The sequence below is a fragment of the Actinoplanes sandaracinus genome (assembly GCF_030009775.1).
Taxonomy (GTDB): domain Bacteria; phylum Actinomycetota; class Actinomycetes; order Mycobacteriales; family Micromonosporaceae; genus Actinoplanes; species Actinoplanes sandaracinus.
This window is the reverse complement of the sequence record NZ_JASCTH010000027.1, coordinates 142,486-158,444: the sequence shown is the minus strand read 5'-3', so window position 1 is coordinate 158,444 and position 15,959 is coordinate 142,486. Positions and strand designations below refer to the sequence as shown.

Here is a 15,959-nt window from a genome sequence, read left to right as displayed (position 1 = left end):
CCCCAAGCACGTCGAAGGTGCCCGGGCACGACTCAAACGCATGGTCAGCCGCGGAATCCTGATCGAGAACGAACCCGGAATATTCACTCTCGCCACGAAACGGACCTAATCTTTCCTACCGCCCTCTGACACCCGATGGCGCAATCATTGACGTTTGGTGGCGTACCTACCGACATCCGGTGGCCCAAACCATGACGACCTGGTGTCGCTTAACGGCAGTCGACAACTACAACGGCTCGGCCGCTACGACCTCCATTCGGTTACAACAGAACTGACATTATGGTGTAGCGGCGTTTTGTCCGTTTTGAGCTCTGGATTGATTATTGGATTGCCATTATCGGTAATACAGTAATTCGGCGGGCGGCCCTCCGCAGCACACCCGCTCCGCAGGGGCTGTCAGTTCTCGGCTGGCCTGGCGGATTCTCAGGGCATCTGTCGGTCGATCTGGCGGAGAGCTGATGTCCAAGTACGTCGAGGTAGCCCTCTCCTGGGCGTAGTCGATGCGGGGCGCTCGTAAGCTCCTGATTCGAGCCGTGGGCACAAACGCGGTACCAACTCGACGTCCTGCGCCGGACCCGCGCCTGGTTCGACCGCCGGCCTCGCCCGGAACCACCGGCGTGTTGACCTGGTCCTCACCTGTGCGGGAGGGGCGGCCCTGAAGGACGAGGCGTCTCGCAGAAACGACCGTTCATAAGACCCGTCAGTGCTTCCCGGAGGGAGGTTCGCGGGCGTCGCCGAGCAGTTTCGGCGTCGGCCAGGTGAGGTCCTCTTTTGGCGCTCAGGCTTATGGGGGACACGCGTGCCGGCGTGGGCTTGCCAGCGTGTCGGCTCTGTGGCCGTTAAGTGGTTTTGCCGGTTTCGGACGGTGGGGTGGGTTGTCATGGCGTGCATCGATGCTGCGGTGCTGGAATCCGCGGCGCGGGTGCAAGCGGCAGTGCGGGCGCGTGGGGTGTTGCCGGTGCTGCCGTTGTCGTTGGATGCGGTGGCGCGGATGGCGGCGCGGATGCTGCGCGCGCCGATGGCGGTGGTGGCGGTGGTCGGCGCGCACGAGGAGGAGTTCCTCGGAATGTTCGGTATGCCGGCCCCGTTGGCGGCGGCCCGGCGCACCGATCGAGAGAATTCCGTGTGCGCGTATGTGGTCAGCGCGGATGCGATGCTGGCGGTCGGTGACATGCCGGCCGATGCCGACTTCGCCACGCATCCGTGGGTGAGCCGGTTCGGGGTGCGTTCGTTTGCTGGGCTGCCGCTGCGTGACGTGGGTGACCGGCCGGTCGGCGCGCTGATCGTCGCCGACATCGTGCCGCGGGTCTGGACCGACGACGGCCTGTCCACGCTGGTGGAGATCACTGACCTGTGCGGTCCGGTGCCGGCTGGCGTCGACCCGGGCACGGCGATGACCGTTCTGCGCGAGGCCCACGATGACACCACTGTCGCGCTGGTGCAGGACGGCGGAGCACCGGCCACGCTGAGCGCGATCGCCCATGCCGAGGTGCGGCAGGCGTTCATCACCGCGCTGCTGGACAGCCTGCAGGTGGGTGTGTTCGCGGTCGACGCCGCGGCCCGACCGGTGATGTTCAACCGCACGCTGCGCCGCTTCTACCGGCTGTCCGAGGAACTCGGCCCCGCTGACGCGCTGACCGCCGCCCATCTGCAATTACGCCACTGCGACGGCCGCCCGTACACCACTGACGACCTCGCCGCTGTACGAGCGCTGCGCGGGCATGGCGTGCGTGACGTCGAAGCGCTGCTGCACTCCCCTGGTATCCCGGACCGCTACCTGCTGATCAACGCCGAGCCCATCCGCAACGCCGACGGCGACTTGCTCGGCGCCGTCTCCACCATCCAGGACGTCACCACACGTCGGCGTGGCCAACGTTTCCGTGACTGCGGCGTCGCGGTGGCCCAGATCCTCAGCCGATGCGACACCGTCACACAGGCCGCACCAGCAGTATTGGAGGCGGCCGGGCAAGCCTTGGAATGGCATTATCTGGCGTTGCTGCTGGTCGACGAGGTCGCTGACGTGCTGCGCATGGTCGCCTCCTGGAGCGCCCCGGGCGTCGACCTAGACGGCCTGGTACCGCAGGTCATCGCACGCGGCGACGCTGGCCTCGGCCATGTCAGACAGATCGGGCAGCCGCTGTGGCTACGTGATCTGGGCGACCCCGCGTTCTCCGTGGCGTCCGAGACCCGGACGTTCGGCCACGCTGCCTCCGCACGGGGTCTGCATGCCGGCCTGATCGTCGCGATTCACAACGGCGACACCGTCCTGGGCGTCTTGGCCGGGTTGTGCGCCACCGCCGAGTCCGACGAATTTCTCATCACCGGGCTGCTCGATGATGTCGCCGGCCAGCTCGCCCACTTCCTCGCCGACCGCCGCGCCACCGAGTCCGACCTGCAGCTGGCCTATGCCAAGGACGACTTCCTGAGCCTGATCGGCCACGAGATGCGTACCCCGCTGACCTCCATCCTCAGCTACAGCACCCTGCTCTCCGACGAGGTCGACGATCCCGAGTTGCGGCCCATGGTGGAAGCGATCGGCCGTAACACCGCCCAGCTGCAGGCCATCATCGACCGGCTGCTGGAGCTGGCCGGCCTGGAATCCGGGCACATCACCCTGCACCTGACCGCGGTAGATCTGGTCCCCATCGTCACCGCCGCGGTCGCCGCCGTACCGCAACCCGAGACGCTGCGGATCCACACCACCCTGCCTCCGACGCTGATCGTGCACGCCGACCCGCACCGGCTGCGCCAGATCATCGACGAACTGCTGTCGAATGCCGTCAAGTACAGCCCTGCCGGCGGCGACATCCACATCAGCGCCCACGCCGGCGACGGCGTTGTCGAAGTCGTCGTCACTGACCCCGGCATCGGCATTCCCAGAGCCGACCAAGACCGGTTGTTCGCCCGTTTCCACCGCGGCAGCAACGCCCGCCACAGCAGCATCGGCGGCACCGGACTTGGCCTGGCCCTCGTGCGCACCCTCGCACAGGCGCACGGCGGCGTGGTCCTCCACGACCCCGGCCATCACCCCGGTACCAGCATCACCGTACGGCTACCCCAACACCCCTAAGCCTTCTGGTCAGGCAGGTCCCGTCGCGGCGTGCCTGGGCCACGTCGTTGCCTTCACGAAGGAGCTTCAGCGGTGCGTGTATCCGACCCCGGCGATCGGCTTACCGCGTGGGAGAGGCCGGCGACCGCTGAGCACCTGCTTGTGCTCGTGTTCGCGGTCATGATCGTCACAGGCGTCACAGCGATACTGCTTCATCCGAACGTCGCCCGGTCCTACTACATCATCGAAACCGCGGCGCTGATCGCCCGGGTCCTGGCCATAATCTGGCTGGTCGCGACACGAGGCCGGGCGCGGCATCCGTGGACCATCGCGGCCCTGCTGCTGATGGACATCCTTCTGCTCAAGGCCGTGTTCGCTACGATCCCGATCCAATTCGCCCGAGAGTCCTTCATCCTGCACTCGGTGATGCGATTGCCCTTGGTCTGCGCCGTGCTACCAGTGCGGCAGACGATGGTGGTGCTACCCGTTCTGCTGGCCGGGCCGAGTGTCATCCTCGGCTGGCAGGCCGTCACTCTCGGCTGGGACGGCATCACCATGCCGCTGATGTGGCTGGTGACGGTCACGGTGACTGGCTACTGCATCCGGCGACTGACCCGGCAGCTGAGCGTCGCGCGCACTGAGGTACTGCACCTATCAGCCCGGCTGGCCCACATGAGCCACGAGCTGCGAACCCCGCTGAACGCGATCATCGGCTTCAACGCTCTGATGGCAGCCGAATCCGAGACCGACGGCCACGTCACCGTGCCGATCGACTGGACACGACGTATCGAATCCAACAGCAAGCACCTACTCGCCATGATCAACAACGTCCTCGACCTGGCGAAAATCGAAGCCGGAAAAATGCCACTACACCGCCAACCGGTGTCCCTGCGCGACGTGTCCGCCGAAGTGAGCAGCTCACTGGCGTCGCTGGCCCGCGAGAAGGACATCGAACTCGTCACGACCGTCGCGGACCTGCACGTCGACGCTGATCCGGTGCACGTGTATCAAATCCTGACCAACCTGCTGTCTAACGCCCTCAAGTTCACGCCCGCATCCGGCCGGGTCACCGTGAGCGCCCAGCGCGCCGGCCCCCACAACGCGCTGACCGTCACCGACACCGGACCCGGTATCGACCCCGCCGACCAACGACGGATTTTTGAGGACTTCGAGCAGAGCGGCAGCAGCCACAGCTCAACCCCCGGCACCGGGCTCGGCCTCGCACTGGCGCGACGCTTGACCCAGGCCCACGGCGGACACATAGAACTCGAGTCCACCCCCGGTCAGGGAGCCGCCTTCACCGTCTTCCTGCCCACGACCGACCCCGCGGCGACCAATCCCGAAACGGCAGCATCCCAGATACCACACCACCACTGAAACGCGCACCAACCACATGATTCGCAGCAGCTTCGGAGAGCCATTCGCACCACCGCAATGCCCGGGGTCGCAGTCTGATCACCGCTTAGTCTGGGCTTGAGGCCTACAGCAGCAGTTCGGTAAGCCCCTACGAGACCGGTACACCGACCCAGTGCCGGCTACCGGACTGCCCGGCCAAGGCATTACCACGGCGTATGAGAGGGACGACGCGGATGGACGTAGCACACCGCCACCGGATCCTGATCGTCGAGGACCACGACGCCGACATGGTTCGCATGATGATCACACGTTCCCGCAACCCGATAGCAGCAGCTGCCACCGTCGTCGCCGTGAGAGACCTGGCCTCCGCACGCGCCGAGTTGACCAGCGAACCGTACGACCTGATCCTGCTGGACCTAGAACTGCCCGACGGCACGGGCCTCGACCTGGCACAAGAAATCACCAGAAGCACCAACCCGCACCGACCGATCGTTATCGCGGTCACCGCATCAGCAATCCCGGCTGAGCGCGACAGGATACTGGCCCAGGGCTGCGACGACTTCGTCAGCAAGCCATACGACCCGCATCAACTCGTCAACCTCGCTGTCAAACACCTTACTAACCGCGCAGCAACGGCATAGATCGCCTGCTCATCAGGGACGGAATTCAACCGGCACAGGATCGCCTACCCGAGATCACCCTCAGCGCCACTCCCCGTTTCGATGCCGGTCCCAACGGCCGCTACAACCTGCTGGAGGGCGTCGTCGCGGTCACTGTCGGCGCGGTGCGCTCGCTGCTGGGCAGCGACCAGGCCGACACCTCGCTGGTCGGTATCGCCGCCGTCTCCGTCCTGCTGTACGAGTACGTCGACGGCGACAGCGCAACGTCGAGCATGCCCGCGACGCCACGCGTCGCCATGTCGTGAGCACCGCTATAACGACGTAGTGAGCAGAAAACCCGTCCTCGTCGTCGTCAGCGGCCCGCCCGGCGCAGGCAAGACCACCCTGGCCCATCGACTCGCCCGAAAGATCGGCTGTCCAGCGATCTGCCGGGATGAGATCAAGGAGGGAATGGTCCACACCATTGGCGACTTCGTCGCCGCTCCCAGCGACGAACTCACCATGCGTACGTTACCGACGTTCTTCCAGGTGCTCGAGCTACTCCTGAACGCGGGCGTCACCACGGTGGCCGAAGCAGCCTTCCAGGACCGGCTCTGGCGCCCGCATCTGCAACACCTGCACGAAATCGCCGACATCCGGGTCGTCCACTGTCAGGTCCCGGCGGAAATCGCGAGGACCCGCATGCAGCGCCGCCAGGGCGAGAACAGCACACGCCGCGCACACGCCGACACGCACATCCTCACCGAGCAAACGCATGCGGCAGAACACCACGGTTTTCACCGCGTCCAGCTCGACGTCCCCGAGATCGATGTCGACACCAGCGACGAATACCGCCCCAGCCTCGACGAAATCGCTAACTTCGTCCAGGCGGGCCGATAGTCACGTGTCACGGTCCGGCGAGCAGCCGCTCAGCAAGATTCATTCGGAATCTTCCAGGCCGATTGATGCCGACCGCCGGGATGGTTATCGTCGCCGCTTGCCTGAGCTGATCACTCCGCCCGCCCGCCTGCACGCCGCCTGGCTCGAGGCGCACGCGGAATGAGGTACCGCGCGCTCAGCTCTTGGTGTCGGAGGTGAATCTCTCGGCGACACCGTTCCCAGCGGATACACGTGGCTGCCTTCAACGAGGCCACGGTGCGGTGCTGCTGGAACGGTCCTTCGAAGATGGCCGCGAAGCACCAGGCTGTCACTACGGTCGCTGGCACCGCGAGTATCAGTGTGGTCCAGAAGGCCGGCATGCCGGATGGGACGTGTGGCGCCACAAGCCTGCGGCTGATTATCGAGACGATCGGAAGGTGGATCAGGTAGAGGCTGAAGGAGATTTTGCCGAGGCTTCGCATGAGACGGTTGTCCAGGAGCCGCATCAGCCCCGACGATCGCTGGCTGGCCACGGCGGCTAGCAGCATGGCTATCGCGGGGCCGATCGCGAGGTCGATCCAGTAGTAGTGGTTTACCGTCCAGACGGAGCCTTTGACGTTTATCAGCATTATCACCGGTGTGGCGGCGAGCGCGGCGAGCCAATGCCACGGCCAACGGCGGATGCGGTCGTTGGCGGTGAGGATCCCGGCGGTGATCAGGCCGAGGGTGAACAGCGGCGCGAGTTCCAGGGTGAAACCCGTCGATTTGTGCGCTGCGGACAGGCCGGGGTGTAGCAGGCCGGCCGCGATCACCGGAACGGTGACGGCGGCGAGCGTCGCCGTTGCTCCCGCTCGGCGGCGCATCAGCAGCAGGAGTGGGAATGCGAAGTACAGTCCTGCCTCTACCGCGATTGACCAGAAGGCGCCGTTGGGCACCGGAGCGACGACGAAGTCCTGCATCAGCAGGCCATAGACGACGACCGAGCGGGCGGTTGGCAGGTCGGAGAGCGGCAAGGGTGTCACCGTCGCGGCGATCGCGAGGCTGAAGACAAGGGCCGCCCAGTATGGGGGAAGAATTCGCCACGCGCGGCGCCGGGAGAACCGCAGCGCGCCGCGCAGGTGCCATCCGTCACGGGCCGGTGCGATGGCCAGGGAGAACCCTGACAGGGTGATGAATAGGACCACCGCGAGACGGCCGTGCAGCAGCCAGTTGTGCCATCCAGGTCCGGTGTTGGCCGGATAGCCAGGAAATGTCAGCAACCGACAATGGCTCACCACCACGTACAGGGCGGCAAGGCCGCGAAGCGCGTCCAACCCCGCTAACCTGCGGCGCAGGCTGTCACCGTCGGATGCGGAAACGGGCCGCGCCACCACTAATGAGATAGACGAGGGTCTATGAATTGGCATACATTCCTCGCCGGAGTCGAATTGCTGTTTGGATCTCGCCGCATACTAGGAATGCGACGATTAAATTTCTCAGAACTCGCGGGAATGCAGCACAAGATGCAGCACCCGGTGCATCGATGAGTCCATCCCAGGCGGGTGCCGTGGCGGCGTTGCGGGATCTATCCGGTACTCACGCTGTGCGTGCTGGGCTCAGCGGATCCGACCGAGAAGGAGTAGGTGCTGCTTGCCGCCGGGTTGACCCACGTCGATCACATCCCCGTCCCCGGAGGACCCGCTCTGCTGCGTACCGACGGTGTTGGTCTTCCGGTCCCACAGGTAGACGCCGGACTTGAGCTGGAGCTGGATGAATCGGCCGAAGCTGTCGTAGAACACGGTGATTCCTCGCGGGCACGAGTCGCACGTGTCCATGTCGGCTGGGTCCACTGCGTCGCCGGTCGTCCGCAGCGGTCGACTGCCGTCGATGCCATAGCTCACCAGGCTCCCTGCGGCCCGCCCGACGCAAACGCGCGGATTGCAGTCGATCATGGTGACCCCGTCCAGGGTGCGCGGTGTGCGGCGCTCACCGGTGGCCACGTTCCAGAACTGGAGAGCCTCCACCGGAGCCGCTGCCGCATCCGACGGCTTCACTTGCGCCGACCTCACCGGCCTGCGCACTGCCCACGGCCCGTCCCGCAGGACGTACCCGTCACTGCCGGCCACCTGTTGCGGTTCGCCGCCATCCGGGATCCGGTAGACCGCCCCGCCCCCCGTAGAGGGCTCGGTACTGGCGTAGAAGACCCCGCCGACCTCGGCGACCGACACCGTCATGGCGTCCGGGCCGAACCTCGCCCGGCGCACGGCCGCGCCGCCATCCCTGGGCGCGCTCCACACCTCCTGATACTTGGCATTGTCCTCTTCCTGCGCCGCCACCACCCACACGATGTAGTGCTCGGTCAGTTTGACCTGGTCGTACGCGGTATAGCCGGACGTCGGAACCGTTCCCAGCTCCCGCGCGGCACCGGTCCGGGCGTTGAGCACCACCGGCAGGAAATTCCTCCGCTCGTCCCATGGCACTACGAGGTACGCGTCGCCACCCAATGCCGCCTTGACCGAGTAACGCCGCCCGTCCGGCAACCGTAGTGGCAGCTCGACGTGCGCGTCCGGCCACAGGTCGCGGTACGGCTTGGTCGCGGACAAGTCGACGGTGGGCAATGATCCGGTCGGCAGCGGCGCCGGATCGAGTGGCTGCGCCAGGTCCGGCTGTCGGGTGACGGGTGGGCTGAAGACGGCCACTCCGGCCGCAACCGCGACCACCGCCGCGAACGCGCCGGCCATTCCGGCCATCCTGGTTCGGGCCCGTCGGCGCCGGCGGGCGGCCAGCGCCGCCGAAAAGCCCGGCCCGGAGTCCGGAGCGGCCATGCCGGCAGCCCGGAACGTACGGGCCAGATCGTCCTCCAAGTTCCTACGCATGCGCCGCTACCTCCCGTTGACTCGTACTTCAACCCGCGACTCGGCGACGTCGCGCAGCTTGTCCAGGCCGCGAGCGGCCTGACTGCGCACCGTCCCCCGGGAAACCCCCAGCAATCGGGCGATCTCCTCGTCGCTGAGCTGCTCGTGGTAGCGCAGCATGAGCACCGTCCGCTGCCGGGGCGGCAGGGCGGTCACCGCACGCCACAGACCAAGATCACCCTCGGCCTCGGCGATGCCAGCGTCGACGTAACTCTGCTCCGGCAAGACCTGCACCGGATGCTCCCGCCGACGCCGACGCCACCAACTGATGTGCAACCGCGCCATCGTCGTGCGAACGTAGCCCTCCGGATCGCCCTGCGCGCTGACCCTCGCCCACCGCTCGCCCAGCCGGACCAGCGCCTCCTGCGCCAGGTCAGCGGCATCATGGGGATTGCCCGACAAGACGAAGCCATAGCGCAGCAGCGCGGGCGTCCGGTCACGGACGAACGACCCGAAGTCCTCGACCACTCCCCACCTCCCGTCGTACCAACACGCCCGACGGGCACGAACTGTTGCACGAATTCGACAGGCAAAATTACATCGGTACGAACCCAGGCCAGGGCCACGCATTCAACGGCCGCCGCTGGCCGACACGGCAGCATCGTCGCGAGCGACGCACTCGAAAGATCAGAGCTATACGAAGCTGCCGCTCGCCCAGGCCGTAGGTCCAAGAATGTGGCCGGCAGAGGCCCTTGCCGCCCTACTGATCTTCGCCCATGACGTCAGGGCCGTGAACGCTACGCACAGCACCGCCAACCCGGCCACCAGCGGATTGACGAATGCGGGTACCAGCTCCGGCCCGCAGGTGGTGTCATGAAGCGGCCACAGGCTCTCCGATCCGCCGACGTGTGCAGGACCGTCGACGCCATGGAGGTCCGGCCGTACGATCGCGCATCGGGCCACGGCATCGGTCATCGACAACGACGTGGTCTGGGCCAACCCGTAGCCGTAGAAGGCGGCGTCCGCCGATGCCGTCCCCGCGCTCAGCAGCCATCCCCTCCGGCTCAACGGCCCCGAAGTTCCCTGCCCATCCTGCCCGCCGCCGACGCGGACCAGCCACCAGACGACGAACGCGGCGGCGACCACCGCGATCAATGGCCAAGCCCACGCCATCAGGACGAGCAGGATGTACATGGACCACCAACCTAGTCACCGCTCGCCACCGCTTGCGCAGAACTGCGTATGGCCGCCCACCTCTCCCGGATGGTGCCCTGTGGTCGTCAAAGACACCGGCACATTCGGGGGAGAACACCGAGATGGCGAACGACGAAATCCGGTATTCGGCGGTCTGGCGACCGTCGACCGAGGGCGAGATCCAGGTGTACGGGTGGACGTACGCCGACTATCGCAAGAAGTACGACGAGTTGTGGAAGCAGGGCTGGCGGCTCAAGGCGCTGCAGCCGTTCGTGCTGCCGGACGATCAGGTCCGCTACACCGCGGTGTGGCGGCCGTCGACCGACGGTGAGATCCAGATCTACGACGTGTCGTACGAGACGTACCGTGCCAAGTACGACGAGCTGTGGAAGCAGGGCTGGCGCCTGAAACTGCTCCAGCCGTACGTGGTGGGCGGCCAGGTTCGCTACACCGCCGCCTGGCAGCCGTCGACCGAGGGCGAGATCCAGGTGTACGGGTGGACGTACGCCGACTATCGCAAGAAGTACGACGAGTTGTGGAAGCAGGGCTGGCGGCTCAAGGCGCTGCAGCCGTTCGTGCTGCCGGGCGATCAGGTCCGCTACACCGCGGTGTGGCGGCCGTCGACCGACGGTGAGATCCAGATCTACGACGTGTCGTACGAGACGTACCGTGCCAAGTACGACGAGCTGTGGAAGCAGGGCTGGCGCTTGAAACTGCTCCAGCCGTACGTGGTGGGCGGGCGCACCCGCTACACCGCGGTCTGGCGTCCCGCCACCACCGGCGAGTTCCAGCTCTACGGGGCGACGTACGAGCAGTACCGCAAGCGCTACGACGAGCTGTGGGGCCAGGGCTGGCGTCTCCAGTCGCTGACTCCGATCGTGGACCGCAGCGACATCGTGGTCCGCAAGGCGCTCGAAGCGTACGACCGGACCGGCGGCGTGACCAGCCGGCTGGGCCTGCCGACCGGGGCGGTGAGCGTCGCCGCCGGGCAGGGCCGCTGGCGGATGACCGGCGGGCACATCACCACCACCGCGGCCGGTGAGCCGGAGATCATCGTCGACCAGCATCTGCGGATCTGGTTCGTCGGCTTCAAGTGCTGGGGTGAGTCCACCGAGATCTCCGGCAGCGACGAGCCGTACTTCATCGTCTCCTGGGGTGGGCTGGGCCGGTCCGCCACGTCGATGTTCAAGTTCAGCGACGTGGACAAGAACGACGTCCGGGTGACGCCCGCCGTGGTGGCCGACAACCAGCCGGTGGTCACCAGCGTGCTGCACGTGGCGGTGATGGAGAACGACGAAGGCTCACCGTCTGAGGCCCGCAAGAAGGTGGACGCGGCCATGCAGAAAGCCGCCGCGGCCGCCGCGCAGGGCGCCGCGATCTACGACCTGGCCAGCGCTGCCGCGCCGGGGAGCGGGCTCACCCCGGCGGCCACCATCGCCGGCATGCTGACCGGCGGTCCGATCGGCGCGCTGATCGCGGGCGGGCTGGTCGAAGGTCTGGGCCTGGCCGACGATTACGTGGGCGAACACGGCGAGACGCTGTTCGCCCGCGGCTATGCCCCGCCGCCGGTCCAGGGCACCGTGCCGGGCACCAGCGAGCCCTACACGCACAAGTTCTGGATCGACGGTAAGGGTGAGGGCAAGTACGACGTGTTCCTGCGCGCCGAGATCGTCAACCAGCCCCGTCCCTGGGTGGCGTAGCCAGATCCGCGGGTGGTAGGACCCCCCCACCGCGACCCGGGGACACCCCGCCCGGGGGGGGCCCGCGCCGGCGCCGGGCCCCCCCCCCGCGCCCCCCCCCCCCCCCCCCCCCCCCCCGCGCCGGGTCGGGCCCGCCGCTATCCCGAAGGGACATCGCGGAGGGCGCTTCAGCCGGGGAAGGTGAGCCCGCTCCGTTCGGCCGTGCTCAACCAGCCGTGCTCCACCATGGTGTCGAGCACGCGCTCCCAGCCGTCCTTCGGCGCGGGCCGGTCAGGGTGCAGCTGCGCCGCGAGCAACGCCGCCTCGGCGACGGTCAGTTGCGCGGCCGGCTTCTGGAAGTACGTGCGCGCGGCGGCGACCAGGCCCACCGCGCCGCGGCCGTAGTCGGCTCTGTTGAGGTAGCGATCCAGGATCTCCGTCTTGGTGTAGCTGGCCTCGGCCTTGTTCGCCATGATCCGAGTCCGCCAGCCGGACTCGTCCCCGCCGCCGGACGCGATCACCGTGTACCGCCGGGTGATCAGCGAGTCGCCGGACGCGTGGAAATCCGGGTCGACGGCGGCGATGAAGGCGTTGGCCACCGGAGGCGGCAGCTCCGTCACCGGGACGACAGGGTACGAGACGGTGCTCTCGACCAGGGGCACACTGTCGTAGTAGTAGGTGAACGCGGCGGTGCCGCCGGCCGCGAGCAGCAGGGTGATCGAGACGCCGACGGCGAGCCGTCGGCCGCGACGCCGTGACGGCAGGGTGGAAATGGGGTCGGAGGCAGGCCGTGCCATGTCGGCGAGAGTCATCGCCACACAATAAGTGCACTGCCACGTGCCGCAGCACGCTGGTCTGCTGCCCGTTCGGTGATCGTTTGCGGGTGGTCCTTTCGCCCGGTCCGCGGAAAAAGGCCACGATGGAGAGTCTCTCGGCGTGTGGCAAGCTCGTGTCCCGTGATCAATGATCTCGTGAAGGACTACCAGCATGGCCGGCGCAGGTCGACACGTCATCGCGTGGAGGCTCGCCGGTGAGGGCGGTCATCGTCGCGGCCGCGGTCGCGTTCATCATCTCCCTGTTCGGCACGCCGGTGGCGATCCGGGTCTTCACCGCGCTCAAGGCCGGCCAGCCGATCCGTTCCATCGGGCTGGCCTCGAACGAGGGCAAGAAGGGCACCCCCGCGATGGGTGGCGTGGTGTTCATCGTGGCGACCCTCGTCGCCTACGTCGCCGGGCACCTGGCGCTGACCACGCTGCCCGAGCGGCAGATCGCCCAGGAGAAGCCGACCATGACGGCCCTCGTCCTGCTCGGTCTTCTCGTCTTCTGCGGCGCGGTCGGCTTCGTCGACGACTTCCTCAAGGTCCGCAAGCGCAACTCCGACGGCCTGTCCGCCAAAGGGAAGCTGCTCGGCCAGGCGATCGTCGGCACCGGGTTCGGCATCGCCGCCCTCTACACGGTCAGCACCAACGGCCAGACCGTGGCCAGCGAGCACATCTCGTTCATCCGGGACATCAGCTGGCTGGACGTCGGCAAGGTCGGCTCGGTGATCGTGTTCGTCTTCGTGATCACGGCGATGTCGAACGGCGTGAACCTCACCGACGGACTCGACGGCCTGGCCACCGGCGCGTCGATCCTGGTGCTCGGCGCGTACGCGCTGATCGGATTCTGGCAGTACCGGCACTGGTGCGCCGACGACGCGTACGTCCGCGTGAACGACTACTGCTACCAGGTCCGGGACCCCCTGGAGATCGCCATGATCGCGGCGGCGGCGGCCGGCGCCTGCGTGGGCTTCCTGTGGTGGAACACCTCCCCGGCGCGGATCTTCATGGGTGACGTGGGCTCGCTCGGGCTCGGCGCCCTGATCGGCGGGCTCGCGGTGGCCACCCGCACCACGCTGCTCTCGATCCTGATCGGCGGCCTCTTCTTCATCATCACGGTCACCTGGGTGATCCAGATCGTCTCGTTCCAGACCACCGGCAGACGTGTCTTCCGGATGGTGCCGCTGCACCATCACTTCGAGTTGGCCGGATGGAGCGAGGTCAACATCGTGGTGCGGTTCTGGACCGTGGCCGGTGTCTGCGTGGCGATCGGCCTGGGCCTGTTCTACTCGGATTTCCTGGCGGCCGTGGGATAAAGGCCGCGCGACCGGTCCGGGTCGCGTCGCAGACGGTGATTCGCGGGGGCAGCGGGGTTCCCCGCCGGGGTGCCACCTCATCCGTCGCGAACGGGATGATCGTCGCATGGTCGATATCGATGTGACGGTGCGACGGGCCTCCGACGCGGATGCGCCCTCCCTTGCCGGGCTGCGCTGGCGGCGCGCCACCCAGGAGCGCGGCTACCACGGAGACAACCTGGCCGAGTTCGTCGCGACGCTGGGTGACTGGATGCGGGGCCACCCGGAGCACCGGGCGTTCGTGGCCGAGGCCGGCGGCGAGGTCGTCGGGATGGCTTGGCTGGCCGTCCTCTATCGGGTGCCCACCGCGAACAAGTACGCCCGGCGCGGCGGCGACGTGCAGTCCGTTTTCGTCGTCCCCGAGTTGCGTGACCGCGGGGTCGGCGCGCTGCTGATGGCGGCCGTGCTGGACGAGGCCCGCCGCCTGGAGTTGGAGCACGTGACGGTGCATTCCAGCCCCCGGGCGGTGCCGTTCTACGAGCGCAACGGCTGGGGCCACGACCCTGAGCGGCTCAGTTGGGCCCCCGAGGCATAGAAGAGGGTGCGTCACCGGCTGAGAAGCGCCGGTGACGATCACCGCGTCATCCTGCCGGGCGGCTGCCGGCAGGATGACGCGTCACCGTTGCGTCAACGAAGCCGGCTGACGTCGCCCGGGTGAGATCAGTGGGCGGGCTCGCCGAACCAGCGGGAGAGATGGTCGTCCAGGTCCCGCTGATCGTCGCCGATCCAGGCGACGTGGCCATCGGGGCGTAGCAGCACGCACGGAACATCCAGTGCCGCCGTGGGATCCGCGAGGTAGTCGACCCGGTCCGGCCGGCCACCGGCGCTCAGGCGTTCGGTGCGGTCCACCAGCAGGCCACGGCCGCGATGCAGCAGACCGTAGAGGCGGCCCCGCTTCACGTCGATGTCGGGCAGGCGGCGGCCGAGCAGATCAGGGCCCGCGCCGAAGTCGTACCGGATGCCGATCGCCGTGATCTTCTCGATCAGATAGCGGTTCACGTCGTCGAAGTCCATCAGCTCGGTGAGCAGCCTGCGCACCGCCCGCGGGCCCGGTCCGGTCGACAGCAGCTCCATCTGGGCGCGGGTGTTGTCCAGCACGTCCTCGGCGACCGGGTGACGTTCGGCCTGATAGGTGTCCAGCAGCGTCTCCGGTGCCCAGCCGCGGATCTGTGCGGCCAGTTTCCAGCCCAGGTTGACCGCGTCCTGCACACCCAGGTTGAGGCCCTGCCCGCCGATGGGCGGATGAATGTGTGCCGCATCGCCGGCCAGCAGGACCCGCCCGACCCGGTAACGGTCGGCCAGCCGCGTGGCATCACCGAAACGAGACAACCAGCGCGGGGATCGTACGCCGAAATCGGTCCCGGCGACGGCGCGCAACTGTTGCTGGAAATCCTCGATCGTGGGCGGTTGCGCACGATCGCTGACTCCCGCGGCGGGAACGATGACGCTGTAGCGTCCCCCGCCCGTGGGCCTGAGGTTCCATCGCTTGTCGGTCTCGCGGGATGCGGCCATCTTGGCGGCGATCTCCTCCGGCGGCACCCCCACTTCCATCTCGCCCATCAGTGTCTCGGTGCGCGAAGGCTCGCCGGGGAAACCGACGCCGAGCAGTTTGCGCACCGTGCTGCGCCCGCCGTCACAGCCGACGAGATAGCGCGTACGCAACTGGTGCCCGTCGGCGAGTTCGACGGTCACACCGTCGTCGTCCTGTTCGAGTTCGGCCACCGCGGCACCGCGCCGGACCTGCGCCCCCAGCGCGATCGCATGCTCTTCGAGCAGGTCGACGAGGACCGGCTGCGGGATGCCCAGCAGGTAGGCGTACGCGGAGTCCAGGCCCTGCGGCGCGGGTTTGTCGATGGCGGCGTAGAAGCCGGCGGCCGGACGCTGTCTCCCGTGTTCGAGGACGCGCTCGAGCAGCCCGCGCATCGCCATCAGCTCGATGCTGCGAATGTGCAGACCGACGATGCGGGCGAACGACACGGGCTCGGTCTCCTTCTCCAGGACGAGCACTCGCACCTCGTGCAGCCGCAGTTCGGCGGCCAGCATCGCGCCGGTCGGCCCGCACCCGGCGATGATCACGTCGAATTCCAGGGGCGCACGATCGGCGCCGGAGACCGGCGACGGGAGTCCGGGGACGCCGCGGTCGGCGGTGAAATGCGGAGAACGCATAGGTGTTGCCTTTCGGGAGTGCCTTGTTGG

At 67.5% G+C, this 15,959-nt stretch carries 14 protein-coding genes; 8 read left to right on the top strand and 6 right to left on the bottom strand.

Going from position 1 to position 15,959, the window contains the following annotated elements; genetic code table 11:
- Window positions 1–703 precede the first annotated feature (703 nt).
- From QLQ12_RS34860 to QLQ12_RS34840, 5 genes are all read left to right on the top strand, one after another.
- Window positions 704–3,070, top strand: a complete 2,367-nt coding sequence (locus QLQ12_RS34860) for a sensor histidine kinase (protein WP_282765047.1) — start codon at window positions 704–706, stop codon at window positions 3,068–3,070.
- A gap of 72 nt (window positions 3,071–3,142) precedes the next feature.
- Window positions 3,143–4,426, top strand: coding sequence for a sensor histidine kinase (locus QLQ12_RS34855; protein ID WP_282765046.1), 1,284 nt, complete (start codon window positions 3,143–3,145; stop codon window positions 4,424–4,426).
- Window positions 4,427–4,638: 212 nt separating this feature from the next.
- The gene (locus QLQ12_RS34850) at window positions 4,639–5,046 is read left to right on the top strand and encodes a response regulator (protein ID WP_282765045.1); all 408 of its coding nucleotides are present in this window, start codon (window positions 4,639–4,641) and stop codon (window positions 5,044–5,046) included.
- A gap of 143 nt (window positions 5,047–5,189) precedes the next feature.
- Window positions 5,190–5,330: a hypothetical protein gene (locus QLQ12_RS34845; RefSeq protein ID WP_282765044.1), complete on the top strand. Its 141-nt coding sequence runs from the start codon at window positions 5,190–5,192 to the stop codon at window positions 5,328–5,330.
- A gap of 19 nt (window positions 5,331–5,349) precedes the next feature.
- Complete coding sequence (locus QLQ12_RS34840) at window positions 5,350–5,904, top strand: AAA family ATPase (protein WP_282765043.1); 555 nt, start codon at window positions 5,350–5,352, stop codon at window positions 5,902–5,904.
- Window positions 5,905–6,014: 110 nt separating this feature from the next.
- Here QLQ12_RS34840 and QLQ12_RS34835 read toward each other — a convergent pair whose 3' ends face one another.
- The 4 genes from QLQ12_RS34835 to QLQ12_RS34820 form a co-directional block, all read right to left on the bottom strand.
- Window positions 6,015–7,196, bottom strand: coding sequence for an acyltransferase family protein (locus QLQ12_RS34835; RefSeq protein WP_282765042.1), 1,182 nt, complete (start codon window positions 7,194–7,196; stop codon window positions 6,015–6,017).
- A 282-nt stretch (window positions 7,197–7,478) separates the two neighbouring features.
- Window positions 7,479–8,738 carry a hypothetical protein gene (locus QLQ12_RS34830; RefSeq protein ID WP_282765041.1) on the bottom strand — a complete coding sequence of 420 codons (1,260 nt, stop codon included), beginning with the start codon at window positions 8,736–8,738 and terminating at the stop codon, window positions 7,479–7,481.
- A 6-nt stretch (window positions 8,739–8,744) separates the two neighbouring features.
- Window positions 8,745–9,245 (bottom strand): SigE family RNA polymerase sigma factor, encoded by a 501-nt coding sequence (locus QLQ12_RS34825; protein ID WP_282765040.1) that lies wholly within the window; start codon window positions 9,243–9,245, stop codon window positions 8,745–8,747.
- A 165-nt stretch (window positions 9,246–9,410) separates the two neighbouring features.
- Window positions 9,411–9,911 (bottom strand): hypothetical protein, encoded by a 501-nt coding sequence (locus tag QLQ12_RS34820; protein ID WP_282765039.1) that lies wholly within the window; start codon window positions 9,909–9,911, stop codon window positions 9,411–9,413.
- Window positions 9,912–10,033: 122 nt separating this feature from the next.
- On the opposite strand from QLQ12_RS34820, the gene QLQ12_RS34815 reads away from it, so the two are divergent.
- Window positions 10,034–11,611, top strand: coding sequence for a hypothetical protein (locus QLQ12_RS34815; RefSeq protein ID WP_282765038.1), 1,578 nt, complete (start codon window positions 10,034–10,036; stop codon window positions 11,609–11,611).
- 167 nt (window positions 11,612–11,778) lie between these two features.
- Here the strand turns inward: QLQ12_RS34815 and QLQ12_RS34810 are convergent, their stop codons facing one another.
- The gene (locus QLQ12_RS34810; RefSeq protein ID WP_282765036.1) at window positions 11,779–12,402 is read right to left on the bottom strand and encodes a transglycosylase domain-containing protein; all 624 of its coding nucleotides are present in this window, start codon (window positions 12,400–12,402) and stop codon (window positions 11,779–11,781) included.
- Between the two features lie 218 nt (window positions 12,403–12,620).
- Between QLQ12_RS34810 and mraY the strand changes: the two genes are divergently transcribed.
- Complete coding sequence (gene mraY / locus QLQ12_RS34805) at window positions 12,621–13,724, top strand: phospho-N-acetylmuramoyl-pentapeptide-transferase (protein WP_282765035.1); 1,104 nt, start codon at window positions 12,621–12,623, stop codon at window positions 13,722–13,724.
- Window positions 13,725–13,830: 106 nt separating this feature from the next.
- The gene (locus QLQ12_RS34800; protein WP_282765034.1) at window positions 13,831–14,298 is read left to right on the top strand and encodes a GNAT family N-acetyltransferase; all 468 of its coding nucleotides are present in this window, start codon (window positions 13,831–13,833) and stop codon (window positions 14,296–14,298) included.
- Between the two features lie 125 nt (window positions 14,299–14,423).
- On the opposite strand, the gene QLQ12_RS34795 is transcribed toward QLQ12_RS34800, so the two are convergent.
- Complete coding sequence (locus QLQ12_RS34795; RefSeq protein WP_407651663.1) at window positions 14,424–15,806, bottom strand: FAD-dependent monooxygenase; 1,383 nt, start codon at window positions 15,804–15,806, stop codon at window positions 14,424–14,426.
- Window positions 15,807–15,959 lie beyond the last annotated feature (153 nt).

What these genes read in the sequence shown, in the direction of transcription:
- QLQ12_RS34810 (WP_282765036.1), bottom strand. Translation starts at nt 12,402, where the DNA reads ATGACTCTCGCCGACATGGCACGGCCTGCCTCCGACCCCATTTCCACC.
- QLQ12_RS34830 (WP_282765041.1), bottom strand. Translation starts at nt 8,738, where the DNA reads ATGCGTAGGAACTTGGAGGACGATCTGGCCCGTACGTTCCGGGCTGCC.
- QLQ12_RS34800 (WP_282765034.1), top strand. Translation starts at nt 13,831, where the DNA reads ATGGTCGATATCGATGTGACGGTGCGACGGGCCTCCGACGCGGATGCG.
- QLQ12_RS34815 (WP_282765038.1), top strand. Translation starts at nt 10,034, where the DNA reads ATGGCGAACGACGAAATCCGGTATTCGGCGGTCTGGCGACCGTCGACC.
- QLQ12_RS34795 (WP_407651663.1), bottom strand. Translation starts at nt 15,806, where the DNA reads ATGCTGGCCGCCGAACTGCGGCTGCACGAGGTGCGAGTGCTCGTCCTG.
- QLQ12_RS34850 (WP_282765045.1), top strand. Translation starts at nt 4,639, where the DNA reads ATGGACGTAGCACACCGCCACCGGATCCTGATCGTCGAGGACCACGAC.
- QLQ12_RS34820 (WP_282765039.1), bottom strand. Translation starts at nt 9,911, where the DNA reads ATGTACATCCTGCTCGTCCTGATGGCGTGGGCTTGGCCATTGATCGCG.